This window comes from Streptomyces sp. NBC_00536 (assembly GCF_036346295.1).
Classification (GTDB): Bacteria; Actinomycetota; Actinomycetes; order Streptomycetales; family Streptomycetaceae; genus Streptomyces.
This window is the reverse complement of the sequence record NZ_CP107819.1, coordinates 8,637,011-8,656,158: the sequence shown is the minus strand read 5'-3', so window position 1 is coordinate 8,656,158 and position 19,148 is coordinate 8,637,011. Positions and strand designations below refer to the sequence as shown.

Here is a 19,148-nt window from a genome sequence, read left to right as displayed (position 1 = left end):
CACTCCATGGCAAAGCGTGGAGCGGACCGAGGCACGGTCGCGGTCCTGCGTCTGGGGACGCGGGTTCGGTGGGAGGGTGAGCGCTGGACGGTGGTCACGTTGGCAGGGCCCTTGGTCACGCTTGAGCCGTTCCCTGGCGCCGGTCTGCCGCAGGCGGTGCTGTACCGATGGTTGACGGGCGCGGCTGACTTTGCGTTGCTCGACACCGAGAATGAGCCGATGTCTCCCAGCAAGGTCACAGCTCCGGGGGCGTTGGAGGGACTGTCTCGTGCTGACCAGGAGCAGGCCCGGATCTGGCATGAGCGCCTGGTGGAGATCGATACCGGCTTCGCTCCGGGTGCGGCCCGGGCGCGGCCCGAGTTCGACCCGGGCACCACCAATCTGGGCCAGCGGTGCGCCGCCATGTCGGTGCGGCTTGGCGACGCCGGTGTCACCGTCTCTGCCCACACGCTGGCGGACAAGCGACGGGCCTGGAAGGCCGCCGGAGAGAACGCGGCGGTGCTGCTGCCGAAGAAACGCGGGCGCGTTCCGGGAGGCCGCACCGACCGCAGGGTCCTCGCAGCCATGCAGGAGGTGGTGAGCAGCTACGCGCGCAAGTCGGACGTGACCGAGGACGCCGTCTTCGAGAAGGTGATCCAGCTTCTGAAGGCTCGCTACCCCGGCGAAATGAAGGATCCCGTCCAGGCGAAGGCCCTGCTGGTTCCGCGCACGACTTTCTACGTGCGTATGAAGGACACCGGGCTCGCGGAGCAGCTACGCGACACCACCCGCCGGCGTACGGCGAGGGCGGCCAAGCCCGCCCTCCCCCACGGCAGCACTTTCATGCGCCCCCGACGGCCGGGCGAAGTGACGCAGATCGACACCACGCCGCTGCGGATCGTGGCCCGGGGCGACGACGGGAAGCCGGTGAGCGTGGAAATGACCACGTTGGTCTGTGTCTCCACCCGCTCCATGTGCGCCCTGATGATCACTCCGACGGCGAGGAAGGGCGAAACCGGTGGCGGCCGGGCGACGCGAGCGGTCGATCTGACGCTGCTGCTGGCGCAGTGCTATGCGCCGTGGCCGGTGCTTCCCGGATGGGACCCTCTTTCCGCGGCCGCGCTCTCCCGCCTCCCGTTCGCCTCCCTCCAGGCCGCCGACCCCCGCTTCACCGAGGCGACCGCGGCACGCCCGGTCATCCACCCCGAGATGATCGTCTACGACCAGGGAAGCCCCTATGCGAGCAGTCACTTCCATGAGGTGTGCGCCCGCCGGCGGATCGCCCTTCGCCCTGCCCGCAAGGGCACCCCGACGGACAAGCCACTGGTGGAGCGCTTCTTCACTACCCTGGCCACCCGATTCAGCCAGCACGTGACGCACGGCTGGCAAGGCCGCAGCCATCACACCCGCGGCCGGGGAGTGGAACGCAAAGCGCTGTACACCATCGACGAGCTGCAGCACATGGCCCAGGAATGGGTCGCGTTGGAGTACCAGCAGTCCTTCCACCGGGGCCTGCGCAGCCCCTTCCTGCCCAGGGTGCACCTGTCCCCCAACGACATGTATGCGGTACAGGTCGCGCGCTGCGGCTATCGGCCGCTGCCGCTGGCACCAAGGGAGAGCCGCAAGTTCCTCCTGGCAGCCTGGGTCAAGCCCAGCACAGAGGGGTTCACGGTCGGCCACCGTACTTACCAGCCCACACGGAAGGACCTGGCGCGCTACGAGGAGATCCTCCTGCGCGGCCCCTCCGGCCGCCCCGGCAAGAACGGCCGCTGGGAGTGCCGGTACAACCCGTACCGGCCCGAGCGGGCCTGGCTGTATGACCACACACGTGACGGCTGGGTCGAGACCGACTTCATCCACCGGTCCTTGCTGACCTGCCAGTGGACAGCGGACATGTGGCAGGAGGCCGCTGAACGCCACACCGGGGCTGGCGGCGATCCAGGTGAGGAGGCCGCGATCGCCCTCGCGCTGGAGCAGCGGCGACGGCGCACTCGCAAGCCGCCCCCTCAGCGCCGCACGTCCGACGAGCCGTTTCAGGGTCTGCCTCTCCAGGTCGACGATCACAGCCCTGGGGACCGGTACGTCGATCTACCCGTGATCGACCTGTCGACGCTCAGGCCGTACCCGTCCCTGCCCGTTTCCCCCGCCTCGCAGACCTCTTCGGTTCCCGCTCCATCGTCCGGCAAGGAGACCGGTGAGGGGGCGGGGGCCGACGCGCTCTCCATGCTGGATGCGCTGTTCGCCACCGAGGGGGCCGCGGACAGCGATCAGGAGGAAGCCAGCTCCCTGGATGCATCGCTCGGCTACGCCAGCGAGATCTTGGACCTGGAAGAACCGGAAGACACAGACGTGTGGGACGCCGACGTGTGGGAGGGCGAGGAGGAAACAGGAACGCCCAGCTGACCGCCCCGCCGCCACCGATCCCGCGCCGCATGCCCACCAGTGCTCGGCACGGCCGCCCCCTGCACGTGAACGCCCCGAAAGAGGAACCATGAAGGCCACCGTGGAGTCGCAGAAGAACCGCGAGCAGCGACTGCAGATGCAGATGCGCGCCACCCCGATGCGCCCGCTCAATCTCCTCTACCGCAGCGGGTGGGACGAGTTCGTCCGCGAAGAGGTCAACCGCCCGCACGACTCCCTGGCCCCTGGCGCTGACGCCCTGGCGGATTCCGAGGAAGTACGGGCAGCTCGGATCGCCTACCACCGGCACATGCGGATGGTCCTCACCACCCCAATGGAGAAGGTGATCAATGAAGTGGCACAGGCGGTCCACCTCAACAGCGGGCGCCGTGACGGACTGCTGGACCGTGTGATCGACGGCCCGCATGGGACAGGCAAGAGCGCGCTGCTTCGCGCGGTGGGCCGACGGGTGCAGCAGGACGTGGAGAAAGGCCAGCGCGGGCACGACGCGAACGTCGTTCCGGTGGTGCACATCACCGCTCCCGACGAGGCCGAGTCCAAGACGGCATGGGTCTGGGAGATCGCCTGCTTCCTCGGCCTGAACCCGGCCCCCAAGAACAAGACCGAGCTGCTCGACTGGCGCAAACACCCCGACCTGTCCCAACCGGTCAACTACGTACTGGAAGTTGTGCAGACACGGCTCCTTCTCGTCGACGGCCTGGACACCGCCACCCCCGACCAACTGATCTGCGTACTCCCGTACTTCGACTACCTGCGCAACAAGCTCGGCATCACCACGATCTTCTGCGGCACCGGTGCCAACGCCCGCATCCACCAGGCCCGCCACCGCGCCGACAACCAGGTCCGCGTCCACACAGCACCCCTGCGCGCGGCCGAAGCCCCCCGCGGCATGCCGGATACTGCGGCATACCGCTCCCCTGGCCTTCCTGTCGCGTGGATGCTCCCCCTCCCCCTGGACAAGGACGATCCGGAGACCTTCCGCCGGGTCCTGGCCGGATTCCAGGAAGACCTCAGCCTGTACAAGCTCGACGACCACGCACTCACCCGCCATGCCACACAGCTCCACGCGATCACCGACGGCCACATCGCGCTCCTGTCCCAGCTCATCTGCACCGCCGCCGTCCAGGCGATCGTGTCGGGAACGGAGAACATCACCCTCGCCGACCTCAGGGCCATCAACATCAGGGCCCGGTAACCCGCCCAACCACCCCCGGCATGCCGCCGCCACGCGAACACAACGATCCGCGAGTCCCCCCGGACGCCGAACCGCACAAGCATCCCGCAGCGGACAGCACACGACCCGGGCTCAGTACAAAGCGATGGCATTCACCACAACGGCAGGTCCGCTGATGTAGGCGTTCACATCGCCGCTCGGCAAAGCAATGCCCACATCGGCCCAGGCCCTGCGCAGCTCCGCCAAGACGTCGTCCACCTGCGTCATGACCGTCCGCCGGAACATGTACTCCCAGCCCGACAGGAGCCACTCCTCCGCGCTCAAATACCCGTCCGGGGAACCATCGATGATCCGCGACACGGTACCGAGCACTCGCAGACCGCCCTCGACACGATCCGCCGAGGCATCGTCAATGAAATGGTTCGGGTCCACGTTGACATACACCTTGCATGGCAGCCCGGAACGTTCCAGCTCAAGCAGGACCGGCACAGGCGGAAGCTCGTTGTGCAGATACACCCGCTTCATCTGCTCCTGAAGACGGGGGTCCGTCCCACTGAGCGTGGCAGGCAGGTTGCCCAAGTCCTCCAGGTTCGCGTCCTCCAGGACCCGGCGCAGGATGAAAAACAGCTTCCCGAAGTGACTCGCAGCCGTGATCCTCGTGATCCCCTCGACCTCCACGAGGTCATCCCGGGCCAGAACACCGTCCGCTCCCGGCCGGGTCCTGACCGCGCCGTCCGCGATCAGAGTGTCGATGACTCTGCTGACCTTCGCCTTGAGGCTGGGATCAAGACTGTAGGTGCTCTGCCGCTCGACATCGCTTCCCCGCGAGGCATCGACACCGGCGGCCGCCGCTCCCACACCGAGCTTGAGCTTGCCCCCGCCCGAACGCCGCCGGGTCGTCTTCTCCACGATCTCCTCGCGCTGCGGCACATCGATCTCGTGGTAGTCCGCCTCAGCGAAGAGAGTATCCGTATCCAGGTAGATCGGTGTACGCAAGGCCATATCCAGAGTGTCCCATCCCCCACTGACACCACACGCTCCTCCAGCCCAGGCCCCGCCCGTGCCGTCCCCGGGCGCTCCCACTTACCGCCCAAGGCCCGCGCCCACGACCCCTGTCAACCATCACCACCCAGCGACGGCGGACACCATCAAGCGCCGAGACGCCCACCGACAACCAGACGCCCCGTACCCGCACAGCAAGATCCAACCCAGGCTCCCCGTCCGCGCTGCAGCCCCACGCAATAGGAATCCCGATATCTCCACAACTTTCCACACCCGCACCTACACCCACAGGCCAGAGCCACCCCTCCCCCAGAACCCCCAAACCACATAGCCCCTGACAGCGCACCAGCAATCCCGAGATCCCCACAACCTCAGCAGATCAGAGACCTAGAAAGACAGCAGCAAACCCAGGAATCCACATAGGGCCCCTCAGCCCGAGGGCCGATGCATCCCGGACCATCACCCGCCCCCGAACAACCCTCCACGAGGCGGGTGAACCAGCGAGAGCCCCCACCGGCACCCCACCCCGCAACAGCCGGTCACCCGGCAGACAGGACGCCCCCCGCCCGAGCCGCGGTACGTCCTCGACACCTGCATCGACGCACAGCTGCAGACAGGCAGCCCCGATCAGCCGTCCGGTTCACACACGCGGGTATTCGTGGCCGGGCGGCGGGTACTCCTGGCCGGGGAGTTCGGCGACGCCGTAGAGGACGATCCACTCGAACTCCGACAGCTCCCCGCCCCGCCCGGACCCGTCGTCGGCGGCTTCGTCGATCGCCTTCAACAGCCGCATCGACCGGCTCCCGGTCCGCCATAGTCCGCGCCAACGACGGCCGGGGCAGACCGGCCGTGGTCTGCGGACACTCGGACCGGATGCCGGGACTGCCCGCAGACAGCCCCAAACGCCCACCGCAATTCTCAATACATTTGCGGGACTCTCATCCAACTTGCGGGACCGCAGGTCAAGACCCCTCCGACACCGGAAACAACCCATCACGGACCGCCTCATAGACCCACAGCCTCACAGGTTGTGAACGTTCTCGTTATTCGGCTCTGTCGGGGATCTTGTGGTGCTCCTTCAAGGGCAGGGGCGGCGAGTCACTTCGCAGCCCGTTCTGCCGGCACTGACTCAAGACGGAGAAGTTCTTCGGCGGAACAGTCGGAATCAGGGTCTTCTACCAAGCAGAGATTGAGTCCTCGCTCGTCCCGCCGGACCAGAGCCGACAAAAGACAGGAGTCCTTCGGATCGTCGATGCGCAGTGAGACGGTGTCGCCGCTGGTGAGCGCGTCGTCAGCGAAGGAGGAACCCGCGTCGTCCGGCGAGCTGAAGAAGCTCCAGCGTCCGGTTGCAGCGTCCGGTTGCAGCGTCCGGGCACGATGTGCCTCCCAACATCGCACTGGTCAGGCTTTCCCCCGTCATACCGCGGTCCGCCCGCAAATGAAGAAGAGCGCCGCCTGGACTACTCCACTCGCCCGCAAGCGCCGACTGATCAACGCGAGCCGCGTCTCCACCCGCAGCGGTGCAAGCAACGCAGGCCCACGCCAACGCAGCGACCAGAGCCGACCACCGTCTCACTGAAGTGCTCATCCACATCCCACCCACACCCGACTGAACGCGTTCGGGTCTGCCGCACGATCGGGTGACATCTGATCTGGCTTGCCCTGTGGGGTAGGTGGGAAGGATGTCGCTGTGCCCAAGCCTTATCCGGAAGAGTTCCGTCAGGATGTCGTGCGGGTCGCGAGGAACCGCGGCCCGGGCGTGACGGTCGAGCAAGTGGCCGCCGACTTCGGAGTCCATGCGATGACGCTGTGGAAGTGGATGCGCCGGGCGGACATCGACGACGGGGCCAAGCCCGGAACAACCAGCCAGGAGAGCGCGGAGCTGCGCGAAGCGCGTCGGCGCATCAAGCTGCTGGAGCAGGAGAACGAGGTCTTGCGCCGGGCCGCGGCCTACCTGTCCCAGGCGAACCTTCCGGGAAAAGGATCTACCCGCTCGTGAAAGAGCTGGCCGTGGACGGGGTGCCCGTCACGGTGACGTGCCGGGTCCTCAAGCTCGCCAGAGCGCCCTACTACCGGTGGCTGGAGCGGCCGGTGACCGATGCCGAGGTCGAGCGGGCCGCTCGCGCGAACGCGTTGTTCGACGCCCACCGTGAGGACCCGGAGTTCGGCTACCGCTTCCTGGCCGACGAGGCCCGCCGCGCGGGATCCGGCATGGCCGACCGGACCGCGTGGCGGATCTGCCGGGACAACCGCTGGTGGAGCGTGTTCGGCAAGAAGCGTGGCAGGAACAAGAAGGCCGGCCCACCGGTGCACGACGATCTCGTTCGCCGCGACTTCACCGCGACCGGCCCGAACCGGCTGTGGCTCACCGACATCACCGAACACACCACCGGCGAGGGGAAGCTGTATCTCTGCGCGATCAAGGACGTCTTCAGCAAGCGGATCGTGGGCTACTCCATCGACACGCGCATGAAGTCCCGCCTGGCCGTCGCCGCCCTGGACAACGCCGTGGCCCGGCGTGAACACGTCGCCGGATGCATCCTGCACAGCGACCGCGGATCGCAGTTCCGGTCCCGGAAATTCGTCCGGGCGCTCGACCGGCACCGCATGGCCGGATCGATAGGGAGGGTCGGGGCGGCCGGCGACAACGCGGCCATGGAGTCCTTCTTCAGCCTGCTGCAGAAGAACGTCCTCGACCGCCGGACGTGGACCACCCACCAGGAACTGCGGATCGCGATCGTCACCTGGATCGAGAGGACCTACCACCGCCGCCGCAGACAAGCCGCACTCGGCCGGCTGACCCCCGTCGAATTCGAGACCGTCATGACGACACCGGCCCTCCAGGCCGCGTAACCGAACCTGTCACCCAAACCTGCATCAGACCCTCAGACCCGTGTTGGCATGACGCATAGCTGCATCCTTACGCGGCGAACGCCCAGCTGCCAGCGGTTTACCCAAGGGCCAGCAGAGCAGCGATCGCTAGTTCAGAGAAGCGACGCTCGACTGGATCGAGACGGCCGTTGACACCGGAAGGGTCGACGTCGACGGCGAACTGGCCCGCCTGCTGCAAGGCGAGTAGTGGGATGCCGCCCGCCTCACGGCGCCGGTCCCCGGCAGCCCAGCGGCACGCCGACACCCTCCGGTTCGTGCTCTTCGAGGCACGGCCTGCTGGGCTGGCCTTCAAGCAGCTGGTCAGATCCAGCGAACTCTCAACCTCACAAGCCCGCTCAGGCCTGGCATGCCTGCGGGACACCATCACCGAACACGGCTGGCCACCGCTGATCTGGACCATGGCGGACGGCTACAAGTTCTGCTCCGACCCCGCCGAGCTCCAGGCCTACGAGGTCGCGGTCATCCGCGAAAAACTCACCGAGATCCGCCGGTTCATCACCGGCGTCGTCGCCCCGCACGCGGCCCTGCAGCCCAAGGGCCGCTGGGTCAGGCATCTGAACACCCAGCTCAACTCCGTCGAGTCCACCCTCGACGTGATCGCCGACTACATCGACGCATAACCCCGGTGGGGGCCGGCCGCTTCGCGGCCGGCCCCCACCACTCGTGAAGGAAGCACAAGTTGACCCGGCGCCGCTGCTACCCCTCGGACACCTACAACGACGAGTGGGCCCTGATCGAACCCCTGCTGCCGATCCCGGCCTGCGAGACCCCTCACGGCGGACGGCCGGAGAAGCACCCGCGGCGCGAGATCGTGGACGCGATTCGCTACCTCGTCGATACGGGCTGCAAGTGGAGGGCCCTGCCCAAGGACTATCCGCCATGGCGGACCTGCTACAACGCCATGGCCCGCTGGGCCGCCGCTGGAGTGATCGGCCAGATCCGTGACCAGCTCCGCAAACGCGTCCGCCGGGACATGGGGCGTTCACCGGGAGCCGTCGCCACCATCATCGACTCGCAGTCCGTCAAGGCCGCCGAGACCGTCGGCAAGGACTCGCGCGGCTATGACGCCGCGAAAAAGATCAACGGCAGGAAGCGGCACCTCGTGGTCGACACCAAAGGCCTGCCGCTGTTCGTCATGGTCACCCCGGCCGACATCACCGACCGCGACGCCGCCAAGGAAGTCCTGTTCAGGCTGCGGCTCATGCACCCCGAGATCACGATCGTATGGGCCGACTCCGCCTACGCCGGACAGCTCGTGACCTGGGCGAAGAAGTACCTGGACCTGACAGTGAAGACCGTCAGCAGGCCGAAGAACGCGGTCGGGTTCGTCGTCCTGCCCCGCCGTTGGGTGGTCGAGAGGTCGATCGCCTGGGTCATGCACGCCCGCCGGCACGCCCGCGATTACGAGCGTCTCGTCCAGCACTCCGAATCGCTGATCACCTGGGCAGCGATCACCTTGATGACCAGGCGTATCACCCGTCGGCAGTCTCGCCGGGCCAGCCAGCCAGTCTCTCGGGAACACACACGGGACTGACGCGGTCACCACCGCGACCGCCAACCGCACTTCCACACACACCCTCGGGCCGCTGGCGTTCTGCGCCCGCTGCGTGACCCGGACGCCCCGGAGCTGGACGAGGGTGGGGACGGGTCGGCCGCCAACTAAAACGTGCCCAGGGTGTGCGGGGCCCCACGGCCAGCCGGGGGTCGGCACCGGTGGGGCACCCGATCCGGTTTGTGCGACGGGTACCCCCAGGCCGGTGGGGTTACTTGGTCAGGCTGAGGGGCTTGCAGTCGGGGGCGGCACAGATCAGATCGTTCTGGTCGTCCGGAAGCCGTCGGCTCGCGATGCGCGTCGGGGCGGGGCGCGCCTCGTACTCCGCCAGGACGTTCCCGAAGCCGTCCACGACGGTGATGAGGGAGGGGACGATCGTTCCGCCGGTGAGGACGAGCGTGGGCACCAGCCCCTTGTACCGGACGCTGAACATGCCCACGTCCTCCACCTTGACGTCGGCGGGCGCGACCACGGTCAGGCTGTTGTCGGCCTCCGGGTGAATCTCGGTGACGGGGAACGAGCCCGGAGCAGGTGCTGCGAGGCTCTCTCCGGATCCGGGGATCGAGCCGAGGTCAGTGACTTCGGGATGGGGTGTGGCGTCGGACATGATCTCTCCTCACAGGAACGGCACGCTGCCTTCCTGTTCAGAGCGTTTCACAAGATCATCACCGGGAGGGCAATCCCGTGTGGTCCAGGGTTACACCCTGGGCGTCACCGCCACCCCTCTCCGTCCACCGCCGACTCCTCGACCTCTGCCAGCCGCTCGACGGCTCCGCAGCGGATCCGGCTCAGCGGGATATGAGGTCAGATGTATCGAACCTCCGTGACTTCCTTCTGGGCGGGGTCCGGGAGGGCCGCAATCATGTCGCCCACACTCTTGCCGAGCAGTGCCTTCCCCAGCGGGCTGAGGTAGCTGATGGTTCCCTTCTTGATGTCTGCCTCTTCCTGACCGACGATCTGGTAAACCACCTGCTCATCGGTCTCGGCGTTGACGAGCGTGACCGTAGCCCCGAAGCTCACAACGTCCGAGGGCGCGACCGTGCTGGGGTCGACGATATGGGCGTTCGCCAGCGTGGTCTCAATGGCAGCGATCCGGCCCTCCCTCAGGCGACGTGTCTCCTCGTCGGTCTCGGTCAAGGTCTTGAGATACGCCAGTTGGTCCCTCAAAAGCTGAGCGCTCTTGGCCGTAATTTGCGATGTCGCCATGATGCGTTGCCCTTCAGTTCGGTAGGCATGATGATTCCCGGCATTCCTGCCGCCCGGAGCGGTCGCTCTGGACGGGCGAGCCCTGGTTGACGGGCCGCCGCCAGCAGATGACCTGCTGTCACATGATCAAGATACTGAGGATGCTGCGGATGCCGCAGGCGCTTACGAGATCGCGTAAGACACCGTCATCTCCTTATGCACTACCACCCGCTCGACAGCAGCGAAGGCGTCCCCGCAACCCTGCACATCACCGCCGCGACCGCGATCCACCGCCGACTCCTTGACCTCTGCCAACCCCTTGAAGGCATCCCGGGGACCTCGGCAGTCCCGGCGCAGCGCAAGGCTCGCCGCGAGTACGAGAACCGAGTCAACGCCCTCGCGACCGACACCCTGTAGCGAACTCCCCATCCTTCAGCCGCAGTTGTCATGCATGGATCAGGATCAGGTACTGATGCTCTCTGCGCCTCGGCCGCAGATCAGTTCGCCACTCGACCCACCGCCGGCCGGACGGTCACTAGGGAGGATGCAGCTCCGCCCGGCGGCGCCCCTGGCGACCGTCCCCGGCGGAACAAACGCTCTCTTCAAGGCCACGGGCGGTCAGGTGAGTTCTTTACCCGTGTCTACATCGAGGGCATAGAGATTTCCGTCGCCACCACCCCCGACGTACACCACGCCTTTTGCCACGGCGGGTGATGAGAATCTAGCCTTATCGCTACCACTGAAGGTCCATTTCTTGATTCCGGTGGTGGCGTCGATCGCATAGAATTTGCTGCCGCCGCCGCCGAAAACTAACCCGCCGACCACAGCGGGGGTGAAAGAAGAGGCTATGCTGTAGCCGACGGAAGCAGTCCATTTCATGGCACCGGTTACGACATTTATCGCATAAAGATTTCCGTTACTGCCGTAAGCGTATGCCGCCCCGTCGATCACGGCGGCCGAGCAGAAAAGCACGTCGTCACCGGTAGGAATGTCCCACTTCTTAACGCCGCTGGCAGCGTCGATTGCAAGGAAGCGGCCTTCGCGATCGCCGACATAGACCACACCGTCGGCCACGGCCGGAGACGCCTCGATTTGCTGCTGCTCGTCGACGTGGTTGACCCACTTTCTGGCACCGCTGGCAGCGCTGATTGCGTGGACGCCGGTACCGGGCGAGCCTCCGGTGATGAACACCACGTCATTGGCAACAGCCGGACAGGTCGGGTCGTGGCTACCGTTGATGAAGTAAGTCCATTTCTTGGCACCGCTTGCGGCATCGACCGCGTGGAGGCGTTGGTCCCTGCTGCCGACGTACACCACGCCGTTGACCACGGCTGGCGTTGAATCGAAGATTGCACCGCCTGTGCTGTAAGTCCACTGCGTGGTGCCGGTGGCGGCATCGACTACGTAGAGGCGGCCGTCGGTGCTGGCCGCATATAGCCTCCCGCCGGCCAATGCGGGCCCCGCCATGAAGCCGTCGCTGATGTGGGACACCCACTTCCGGTCACAGCTGATGGCGTCGAGTGCATAGAGACTGCCGGCGCCGTCACCGACATACACCACCCCGTCAGCAACGACCGGAGTTCCGTACACCACGCCGGACGCGTGGAAGGGCCATCGTCCCTGAAGCCTCGAAACCACCGTGGCGATCCCGATGCCAGCTCCGACGGTGGCGACGGCAGCCGATCCGAGCTGGATGAACCGTCGCCGACTCGTGTCCTGCTTGCCTGAACGCTCGCCCAGGGTCACCGTGTCGGATCGCCGGTCAGGTTCGGTCCGAGGTGGGCCCGGAGCGGCAAGGGACTGCAGGCGGTGTTGGACTTCGAGGGCGGTCGCGGGCCGGTCCCGGGGATCCTTGGCGAGCAGGGCCAGGACGAGATCGTCAAGCGCTGGCGGCACGCCTCTTCGCGATTCACCAGGCCGCGCGGGGGCCTTGCCCAGGTGGGCATTCATCATGGCGACCGGTCCGCTTGCCTGGAATGGCACCTGACCTGTGAGCAGTTCGTTTAGGACGCAGCCGAGTGAGTACAGGTCGGAGCGGGCGTCGCCGGGCTGCTCCTGGAACCGCTCTGGCGGCATGTAGGCGAGGGTGCCCATGACCCGGCTGGACTTGTGAGATGTCTCGACAAACCGGGCGATTCCGAAGTCCAGGATGACCAGGCGGCCATCGACCGTCAGCATGAGGTTGGCTGGCTTCAGATCTCGGTGTACGACTCCGGCGTCGTGGGCCGCCGCCAGTGCCGCAGCGGTCTGGGCGCCCCACTCCACCGCCACCTCTACAGGAGGGACGCCTTCATGCAGAAGCAGCTTGCCCAGATCCCGGCCGTCTAGCAGCTCCATGACCAGGAAGAGCGATCCCTCCGCCGCGTCTTCGCCCAGGTCGTGAACCGTCACCACCCCCGGATGATGCAGCGCACCGGCAGTGCGGGCCTCCCGGAAGAACAGCTCGATTCCCGCACTGTTGGCGCGCTGGTACGGCAGCAGTTTGATGGCCACAGAGCGTTCGATCACGCGGTCGTGAGCCTCCCAGACCTCCCCCATCCCGCCCCGACCGACGAACCGCACCAACTCATACCGACCGGCCAGTACCCGCTCCCCCGCCAACCGCCCTCCCCTCGACAGCGACCCACACGCTCAGGCCGCGAACCAGCACCGGGCTCACACATGTGCACACTCACGATGCCACCACTGGCTGTTCCGTACAGCCGAGTTACTCAATCGCTGCCCTGGTCAGCGGAGCGACTCGCTTCCACCGTCTGACCGGCGACTGCGTTGTCCATCCGGCGCTCGGATCGCTGCCCCCTAGTGCCGTGACCGCGAACGTTCACCGGACTGGTCGCGATGACCTCGACCGCCGAATGGTTGGATAACCCAGCGCGTACGGCGATTGAGCCCTCCTCAGGTCTCCCCTCAGCGGGCCGCGCCCTCATCCGCAGGGCGCATACGGTCCGCCCTAGCGGATGAAGCGGGGCTGTCGTGTCCAGGGCCAGCATGTACGTCATGACGACAGAGACCACCCCGCTCCGCGCCGCCTCCGCACCTGCGCCCGTCTGGGCTCGCCGCGCCGCCCACGCCATCGCGCTGTGCGCCGTCCCGTCCGGCCTGTGGCGCATCGCCATGGCGTCCGGTGTCTACGTGGGCTACAGCGACCAGGTACTGCGCGACGTCTTCGACATCCCGGGCTGGGGCATCGCCTACGTCGTCGGGCTCTCCGTCCTCATCGAGCTGGGGGCCCTGTTTCCGCTGCTGCTCGTCAGCGACCGGTGGCTGCCGCTGCGCCCCAGAGTCCTCGCCCCGCTGGCCTGGACCGCCTCGGGCATCCTGGTCCTGGTGACACTGTGGCAACTCGTGGTCGCTTTCACCGTCGAGAGCCAGACGTACATGTCGAGCGGTACGGCACATACCGTCTGGGGCTTCGTATTCGCCCCGCTGTTCGCCATCCCGGCCCTGATGACCGCGGTGACATGGTCGTACGCGAAGCGGCACCGGGCACGAACGTAACCGCTATCACGCCCTCGACATCGGCTACCCGCCCAGACACCGTAAGGCACGCGATCGGACTCGTGCTGTAAACCGGGAAGGTTCGCTGGGCTGGGTGGTCAGGCTGCCATTTGTAGTGGTCTGCCGCCCCAGCGAATTCCTTTCTCGCTGCGGATGCGGGCGCGTACGCGTCGCTGTGCTGCGAGGACGTCGGGGTGGCGGGCGTTTCGGTTGCGCCAGCGCAGGTAGGCGTGCAGGGCCCGGATCTGGGCGGTGTGGTTGGGGCGGTTCGAGTTGGCGAGGGTGAACTGTCGTAGCGGCCCGAAGCGGACTTCGATGGGGTTGGCCCAGGAGGCGTAGGTCGGGGTGAAGCACAGCTCGACCTTGTTCTTGGCCACCCACCGCTTCATCCGCCAGTTCGTGTGGGCGGAGAGGTTGTCGAGGATCACGTAGATCGGGGCGCCGTCCGGGCGGGCGGCCCGGATCGTTCTCAAGGCCGCCCAGGCGTGGTCGATGCCCTTGCGGCGCCGGTTGACGCCCCACATCTGGTCGTCACCGACCGAGCAGCACCGTGGAAGTAGGTGATTCCGTAGGTGCGGCGCTAGGTGGCCGGCAGCCGGTCGGGGTGGTTTCCCTCAGCCCAGGAGCCGGCTGTCGGGCGGATGCCCAGCCGGCCGAACTCGTCGAAGGCGAACGTGCGCGCACCGCTCGTTGATCGCGTACTCGATCCGCTCCAGCTTGGCGTCGAAGTCCGGATCCGGGGACTCCTTCCAGGTCTTCGTCCTCTGGAAGGAGATCCCCCGGCGGGCCCGTAAGCACCGCAAGGCCTCGCGGCCGATCCGGATCGGGCGGGCGATGCTGCGCTCGGCCGGGGGCCCTTCGGGCCCAGGCTCGGCGCTTCGCGCCGAGCCATAGCCGGCCCTTCGGGCCGGGGTCCTGCGCTTCGCTTCGGACTGCTCTGGTTCCGCTGCGCTCCACCAAACGGGCCGGCTTCGCCGGCCTAGGAGCGCCCCTCACTTCGCTCGCGTAGGTGACCCCGTTTCACGGGGTCCGGGCCTTCGGCCCGTTGGGTGGGTCCGCTGCGCTCCCCCGCCCTGGCCTTCCGGCTCCGCCTTCAGGCCGAGGGCCCGCTCCGCGGGCAGACTCCGCTGTATGATCTTCACTTTGTCAACGATGAACAGGGGTGGGGACATGAAGGCACTGAAGGCTCTTGGCCTGGTGACCGGCGCAGTAGCGGCAATCAGCCTCGGGGCAGGCACGGCCAACGCGGCCACCGGCTCGTACCTAGTCAACTACCACACCGGGCTGTGCATCGGGGTAGGAAACAAGCCCGGCAATGGCGCACCCGTCATCCAGTGGGACTGCAACCAGCCGGCTGCAGACATGCGCTGGAACTACGAGGCCACCACGGACAGCAACGGCGCTCAGGCCTATTTCATCAAGAACGAGTGGTCCGGCAAGTGCATGGGCGTCCAATCCAGCCTGACCAACGGGACCGGCATCATCCAGTACACCTGCAACGGCGCCTCGGACGAAAAATGGTGGTGGACCACCCCCAACAACGGCGTGGGCGCGGGGGTATGGAGGAACGTGTACTCCGGCCTCTGTCTTGGCGTCGGCTCCAACGCAACCAAGGGCACTCAGACCATCCAGTACAGCTGCAACGGCGCCAACGACGAATTCTGGTTCTCCCGTTCCTGACCAATGGGCTGCTCAGGACCTGAACAGCCCCTGATCCTCAACCGACCAACGCACGACACCATGTGCCCCCACCAGCCCGAGCGGTGGGGGCACACCCACACCCTGAATTCCCCAGCCCGAAACAAACTGGCGACCTCCGCCCTCACGAGATGACCCCTTGTAAAGAAATCCGGACACCTAACCACGCCACCACTCATGCAAACTGCAGAAACAGCTCCGGCCCCCCCTTCGGGGGCGCCTACCCGCCGAGCAGGCAGAGCCGGTCACCCCGGGGCCCGAAGGGGCCGCGGTGCCTCACTCTCCCGCCGGCGCCCCCTCGGCACCGGCACGGACCCCACCAGCCGCTGACCCGCCTCACCCCGCCGGCCCCCCAGCACCACGGCGTGAGGTCACCCCCCAGGGTCACCCAGCAGGCGGAAGCGACGCGGGGAAGGGAGGGTTCAGCACAGGTGACCATCACCTGAGCGTCAAGGCCCCGTGAGGACCCACTCCAGTGATCCACTTTCGTCGCGTGCTCTCCATGCACACAGGCGAGCAGCGGCGGTAGTCGCCTCCCCACGCGCGCCGCGCCCCGCCTCCGAGGAAGTCGGGCTGGGCGCGGCCTCGCCGTTCCTTACAGGACGTCTGTGCGGCGAGGACGTCGCGGTTGAGCGTCAGGGGAGGTGCCGTGGAGTTGTTCCAGGACCTTCTCCATACCGAGCAGGCCGGCGTCCTGGCTGATCTGCTGGAGCCAGCTGTCGACGAGCGCACGGCGCTCTGCAGGGTCGCGCTGGTCGACGCCTGGGTCGGCGAGCAGGTTGGCCCCTCGTGATGTGCCAGCATCCGGCACCGAGGTCAGTCCGTTCCCGGCGAGCAAGTCCGGCATGTCCGTGCTGCTGAGGAAGTCCAGACCGAGCGGCTGCGGCATCACGAGAGGGTCTACACCCGCCAGAGCGGCGAGAACTCCGGTGACCTTGTCATCGACCAGCGTGGCCGTCAGGGCGTCGACCAGCTCGTGCAGGCGGGCGACGGACAGGGGCGCCACGCGGCCGAAAGTGTGCCGGAAGCGCGCGACGACTTGCAAGGAGACCTGCACATGCGAGACGGCAGCCCCATAGGCATCTGGCAGGTCGATCCTGGCCACGGCCTGTAGCGGGAAGGCCGGCGCTCCGCCCGGGCCGCCCTGCCACAGCAGCCGGATCTTGCGGGCCCGGTTGAGGCCCGAGCGGTGGAAAGGGTTCATGCCGCCGTCACCGATCGATGCGCACCAGCGGAACAAGGCCTGGTGCAGCGGAGAGTTGTTCAGCGCGTCGGCGAATGCCTGCACGCCGCGCTCCGACAGCGGGCGCCAGGTGGCCGATGCGTCCACCGGAACGAACATCCCTGTACGCACGAGGAAGTCGACGCTCGGCTTCATATGTTCGTCCGTGGGCAGGTCGGCCAGCGGCAACCGCAGTCCGGCAGCCACAGCCTGGGGCGCGGCTTCGTTGATCAGCCGTGCGAGGCCTGCCCGGTCTGCTACCGCGTTGCGTCCGTGCAGCCGGATCGGGGCGGCACCTTGGACCAGAAGCGGGCGTGACGCCTTCGCCGGGTCCACGCGGACGACGAGGATCATCCGACCGTCGGTCTCAGGCAGGGGGACCGGGATGATCTCCGGCTCCCATGGTGGCTCCAGCGTCTGATGGCAGCCGTTGACGATCTGGACGATCGCATCCTCGGGCACGCCGATGATCCGGTCGTCGACGCTGCGCTCAGTGACGCCCACCAGGATGAGGCCGCCGTAGCTGTTGGCCATCGCCGCGACCGAGGTCGGAACCCTGGGGGTGTATTTCTCCTTGTACTCCAGGGTCAGGCTCTCGGGCTGGCCTATGGCAACCAGCTCGCGAACCCGCTCCAGGGTCACGTCCGCAGGACGGCAGGCGAACAGCGAGGCCGCAGATGTCATACGAGCCGTCCATTCGCTGGGCGTATGTGGATCGAAGGTGTCATCTGGTCAAGTTAGCGAAGACGAAGGGGACCGCGCCCCGAGTTTCCCTGCCGCTCGCGCAGCCGTACGCCGGGCCTGGCGCGCGTCCCGCCTCGTCTACTCCCCGTCGCCCAGCGGTCGGCGACGTCGGGTTAGCCGAAGTCAAGCGTCTCCTGTGCGAAGTCGGTCGGGGCCGGGCTGGGCGGGGCGGCGGCGGTGCGCCCTCCTGGCGTGCGGCCTCCCAGCGCTCGATCAACTCGTCCTTCCATCCCTTGGGCGGCGTCCGCGGCACGCCCCATTCGGCGAGCTGGGTAATCGTCCACGCCCCGTTGGACGTCTTGGCCGCTTCGATCTCGCCGGGCGACGGCAGGACGGGCATGTCTAGCGTCCTCCCATCATGAACAGGGACCAGGCCGGGTGGGACAGGCTCTCGCCAGCTGCTCGCTGTCCGCTGCGACGGCCCGAAGCACCGCGGCGGTCGTGGCCACCTCCGGCTTCGGGTCGCCCTGCTCCACCGTGACCTTGTCGTTGGCGGCCAGCAGCAGGCGGTCCGACCCTCGGAAAATGCGGGTCGGGGTGTCGGCCTGGGCGGCTACATTCAGTGGATGACCTCGGCTGACCAGATCCTGATGCTGGTACGAACCGCTCTAGACGAATTCGACGACCGCCCGCTTACTGTCTCCGTTCGTCGGGCTGTACGCATCGCCAGTCTGGCCGGCGACTCCCAGGTCGCGGTGCGGCTGGGGATGGAGTTGCGCCCTTCAGGTGGTGACCCGCACGCAAACGGCGAGGCGACGCGGCGTCTGATGGCCGACCCCGCCCTGTGGGCATCGGCGGACGGTCCCGCAGAGGCCGCGATGCGCGAGTACCTCAGCGACCGCACCCTGGACAGGAAAAACCCCGAGTCCCACATCGCAGGGCACTCTCTCAGCGAGATCGAGTATCTGCTCGGGGTGCTTGAGCCGGAACTAGCCTCCGACAATGTGTCGCCGGGGTCCTTCGAGAGCGCGGCAATGCTCAGGAACGTCCAAGAGCTGGCCAGGCATCGGACGTTCGCCTATCTGTGCGAGTGGGAGCGACGCTTCGGCTACAGCTCGATCAACGACTCGATCTTCGGCGCCTACAAGACCGTGGTGGACCGTCTGCTCAGCGTGCACGCGCCGGACCTCGTCGAACGGTTCAACACGGTCTACCGCCGCCTGAATGAGGCAGCCGACCAGGACAGTACCCGCCCGGCGGCCGAGGAGCTGTCGCAGGCACTCACCACCTGCCGCCGAATCCTGGAGGCAGTGGTCGGCCAGGTCCTCCCGGCTCAGGCAGAGCCCTCCGCCGCAGGCTACAAGCTCGACCAGCCCTCCTACCGAAGCCGCCTATTCGAGTTCATCAAGATCGTGAACGAGAGCGAGAACGTCTCCGCGGCGACGATCGCCATGGCCGAGGGCCTGCACGCCAGATTCGCCGCGTTCGACAAGCTCACCAGCAAGGGTGTGCACGCCGACGTCGCGCTCCGGTCAGCCAACATGTGCGCCCTGAACGTCTACGTCCTCTGCGGTGAAGTTCTACTCCTCAAGCAGGAGACCGAGGCCGACGCCACGACCGAAGTCGGATAGCCAGCGCACGGACCCCAAACGGCCCCGCCAGCGTGACCTCAGCACACCCTGCCGTGCAGGGGCCCATCCGGCTAGCTCGGGTCCAAATTTTCCGGGCGCGCAGACGGCGCCGACGGAGGCTTCGGCGCGCCCTCGCGTCGTCGCCAGCCGTGTGGGTTTGCCCAGACTAGCCCTGGGCTTGCCCACGCGGCCGGCGGAGGCTTGCCCGGG

General features: G+C 67.1%; 15 protein-coding genes and 2 pseudogenes. 10 read left to right on the top strand and 7 right to left on the bottom strand.

Annotation, left to right across the window (positions count from 1 at the left end):
* Positions 1–6 precede the first annotated feature (6 nt).
* Both OHS33_RS37305 and OHS33_RS37300 read left to right on the top strand, forming a co-directional pair.
* On the top strand, positions 7–2,382 hold the full coding sequence (locus OHS33_RS37305) for a transposase (protein ID WP_330328282.1): 2,376 nt from the start codon (positions 7–9) through the stop codon (positions 2,380–2,382).
* A gap of 88 nt (positions 2,383–2,470) precedes the next feature.
* Positions 2,471–3,595 (top strand): TniB family NTP-binding protein, encoded by a 1,125-nt coding sequence (locus tag OHS33_RS37300; RefSeq protein WP_330328283.1) that lies wholly within the window; start codon positions 2,471–2,473, stop codon positions 3,593–3,595.
* A 111-nt stretch (positions 3,596–3,706) separates the two neighbouring features.
* Here the strand turns inward: OHS33_RS37300 and OHS33_RS37295 are convergent, their stop codons facing one another.
* Both OHS33_RS37295 and OHS33_RS37290 read right to left on the bottom strand, forming a co-directional pair.
* Positions 3,707–4,576 (bottom strand): DUF6414 family protein, encoded by an 870-nt coding sequence (locus OHS33_RS37295; protein WP_330328284.1) that lies wholly within the window; start codon positions 4,574–4,576, stop codon positions 3,707–3,709.
* A gap of 640 nt (positions 4,577–5,216) precedes the next feature.
* Positions 5,217–5,369 carry a hypothetical protein gene (locus OHS33_RS37290; protein WP_330334845.1) on the bottom strand — a complete coding sequence of 51 codons (153 nt, stop codon included), beginning with the start codon at positions 5,367–5,369 and terminating at the stop codon, positions 5,217–5,219.
* A gap of 897 nt (positions 5,370–6,266) precedes the next feature.
* Between OHS33_RS37290 and OHS33_RS37285 the strand changes: the two genes are divergently transcribed.
* From OHS33_RS37285 to OHS33_RS37270, 4 genes and pseudogenes are all read left to right on the top strand, one after another.
* Positions 6,267–7,429 (top strand): IS3 family transposase gene (locus OHS33_RS37285; protein ID WP_443065222.1). Its coding sequence is split into 2 segments (ribosomal slippage): positions 6,267–6,551 and positions 6,554–7,429, totalling 1,161 coding nucleotides; the frame shifts between segments, so codons are not numbered across the junction.
* 139 nt (positions 7,430–7,568) lie between these two features.
* A pseudogene (locus OHS33_RS37280) lies at positions 7,569–7,655 on the top strand (DUF6192 family protein); the annotation flags it as partial.
* Positions 7,656–7,659: 4 nt separating this feature from the next.
* Positions 7,660–8,088: a RacP protein gene (locus OHS33_RS37275; protein ID WP_330334844.1), complete on the top strand. Its 429-nt coding sequence runs from the start codon at positions 7,660–7,662 to the stop codon at positions 8,086–8,088.
* 59 nt (positions 8,089–8,147) lie between these two features.
* Entirely contained in the window at positions 8,148–9,002 is an 855-nt protein-coding gene (locus OHS33_RS37270; RefSeq protein ID WP_330334843.1) for an IS5 family transposase, read from the top strand.
* Between the two features lie 229 nt (positions 9,003–9,231).
* On the opposite strand, the gene OHS33_RS37265 is transcribed toward OHS33_RS37270, so the two are convergent.
* Both OHS33_RS37265 and OHS33_RS37260 read right to left on the bottom strand, forming a co-directional pair.
* Entirely contained in the window at positions 9,232–9,627 is a 396-nt protein-coding gene (locus tag OHS33_RS37265; protein ID WP_330334842.1) for a hypothetical protein, read from the bottom strand.
* Positions 9,628–9,824: 197 nt separating this feature from the next.
* Complete coding sequence (locus tag OHS33_RS37260; RefSeq protein ID WP_330334841.1) at positions 9,825–10,157, bottom strand: GreA/GreB family elongation factor; 333 nt, start codon at positions 10,155–10,157, stop codon at positions 9,825–9,827.
* Between the two features lie 264 nt (positions 10,158–10,421).
* Between OHS33_RS37260 and OHS33_RS37255 the strand changes: the two genes are divergently transcribed.
* On the top strand, positions 10,422–10,622 hold the full coding sequence (locus tag OHS33_RS37255) for a hypothetical protein (RefSeq protein ID WP_330334840.1): 201 nt from the start codon (positions 10,422–10,424) through the stop codon (positions 10,620–10,622).
* A gap of 201 nt (positions 10,623–10,823) precedes the next feature.
* Here the strand turns inward: OHS33_RS37255 and OHS33_RS37250 are convergent, their stop codons facing one another.
* Complete coding sequence (locus OHS33_RS37250) at positions 10,824–12,767, bottom strand: protein kinase domain-containing protein (protein WP_330335343.1); 1,944 nt, start codon at positions 12,765–12,767, stop codon at positions 10,824–10,826.
* 435 nt (positions 12,768–13,202) lie between these two features.
* Here OHS33_RS37250 and OHS33_RS37245 point away from each other — a divergent pair, with 435 nt between their 5' ends.
* Positions 13,203–13,703: a hypothetical protein gene (locus OHS33_RS37245; protein ID WP_330334839.1), complete on the top strand. Its 501-nt coding sequence runs from the start codon at positions 13,203–13,205 to the stop codon at positions 13,701–13,703.
* Positions 13,704–13,801: 98 nt separating this feature from the next.
* On the opposite strand, the pseudogene OHS33_RS37240 reads toward OHS33_RS37245, so the two are convergent.
* Positions 13,802–14,545, bottom strand: a pseudogene (locus OHS33_RS37240) (transposase); the annotation flags it as partial.
* 328 nt (positions 14,546–14,873) lie between these two features.
* On the opposite strand from OHS33_RS37240, the gene OHS33_RS37235 reads away from it, so the two are divergent.
* Positions 14,874–15,383 carry an RICIN domain-containing protein gene (locus OHS33_RS37235; RefSeq protein ID WP_330334838.1) on the top strand — a complete coding sequence of 170 codons (510 nt, stop codon included), beginning with the start codon at positions 14,874–14,876 and terminating at the stop codon, positions 15,381–15,383.
* A 613-nt stretch (positions 15,384–15,996) separates the two neighbouring features.
* Here the strand turns inward: OHS33_RS37235 and OHS33_RS37230 are convergent.
* Positions 15,997–17,307: an AlbA family DNA-binding domain-containing protein gene (locus tag OHS33_RS37230; RefSeq protein ID WP_330334837.1), complete on the bottom strand. Its 1,311-nt coding sequence runs from the start codon at positions 17,305–17,307 to the stop codon at positions 15,997–15,999.
* Between the two features lie 626 nt (positions 17,308–17,933).
* Between OHS33_RS37230 and OHS33_RS37225 the strand changes: the two genes are divergently transcribed.
* Complete coding sequence (locus OHS33_RS37225) at positions 17,934–18,938, top strand: hypothetical protein (RefSeq protein WP_330334836.1); 1,005 nt, start codon at positions 17,934–17,936, stop codon at positions 18,936–18,938.
* The last annotated feature ends 210 nt before the right edge of the window (positions 18,939–19,148 follow it).

What these genes read in the sequence shown, in the direction of transcription:
- OHS33_RS37305 (WP_330328282.1), top strand. Translation starts at nt 7, where the DNA reads ATGGCAAAGCGTGGAGCGGACCGAGGCACGGTCGCGGTCCTGCGTCTG.
- OHS33_RS37300 (WP_330328283.1), top strand. Translation starts at nt 2,471, where the DNA reads ATGAAGGCCACCGTGGAGTCGCAGAAGAACCGCGAGCAGCGACTGCAG.
- OHS33_RS37295 (WP_330328284.1), bottom strand. Translation starts at nt 4,576, where the DNA reads ATGGCCTTGCGTACACCGATCTACCTGGATACGGATACTCTCTTCGCT.
- OHS33_RS37290 (WP_330334845.1), bottom strand. Translation starts at nt 5,369, where the DNA reads ATGCGGCTGTTGAAGGCGATCGACGAAGCCGCCGACGACGGGTCCGGG.
- OHS33_RS37275 (WP_330334844.1), top strand. Translation starts at nt 7,660, where the DNA reads ATGCCGCCCGCCTCACGGCGCCGGTCCCCGGCAGCCCAGCGGCACGCC.
- OHS33_RS37265 (WP_330334842.1), bottom strand. Translation starts at nt 9,627, where the DNA reads ATGTCCGACGCCACACCCCATCCCGAAGTCACTGACCTCGGCTCGATC.
- OHS33_RS37255 (WP_330334840.1), top strand. Translation starts at nt 10,422, where the DNA reads ATGCACTACCACCCGCTCGACAGCAGCGAAGGCGTCCCCGCAACCCTG.
- OHS33_RS37245 (WP_330334839.1), top strand. Translation starts at nt 13,203, where the DNA reads ATGACGACAGAGACCACCCCGCTCCGCGCCGCCTCCGCACCTGCGCCC.
- OHS33_RS37235 (WP_330334838.1), top strand. Translation starts at nt 14,874, where the DNA reads ATGAAGGCACTGAAGGCTCTTGGCCTGGTGACCGGCGCAGTAGCGGCA.
- OHS33_RS37230 (WP_330334837.1), bottom strand. Translation starts at nt 17,307, where the DNA reads ATGACATCTGCGGCCTCGCTGTTCGCCTGCCGTCCTGCGGACGTGACC.
- OHS33_RS37225 (WP_330334836.1), top strand. Translation starts at nt 17,934, where the DNA reads ATGACCTCGGCTGACCAGATCCTGATGCTGGTACGAACCGCTCTAGAC.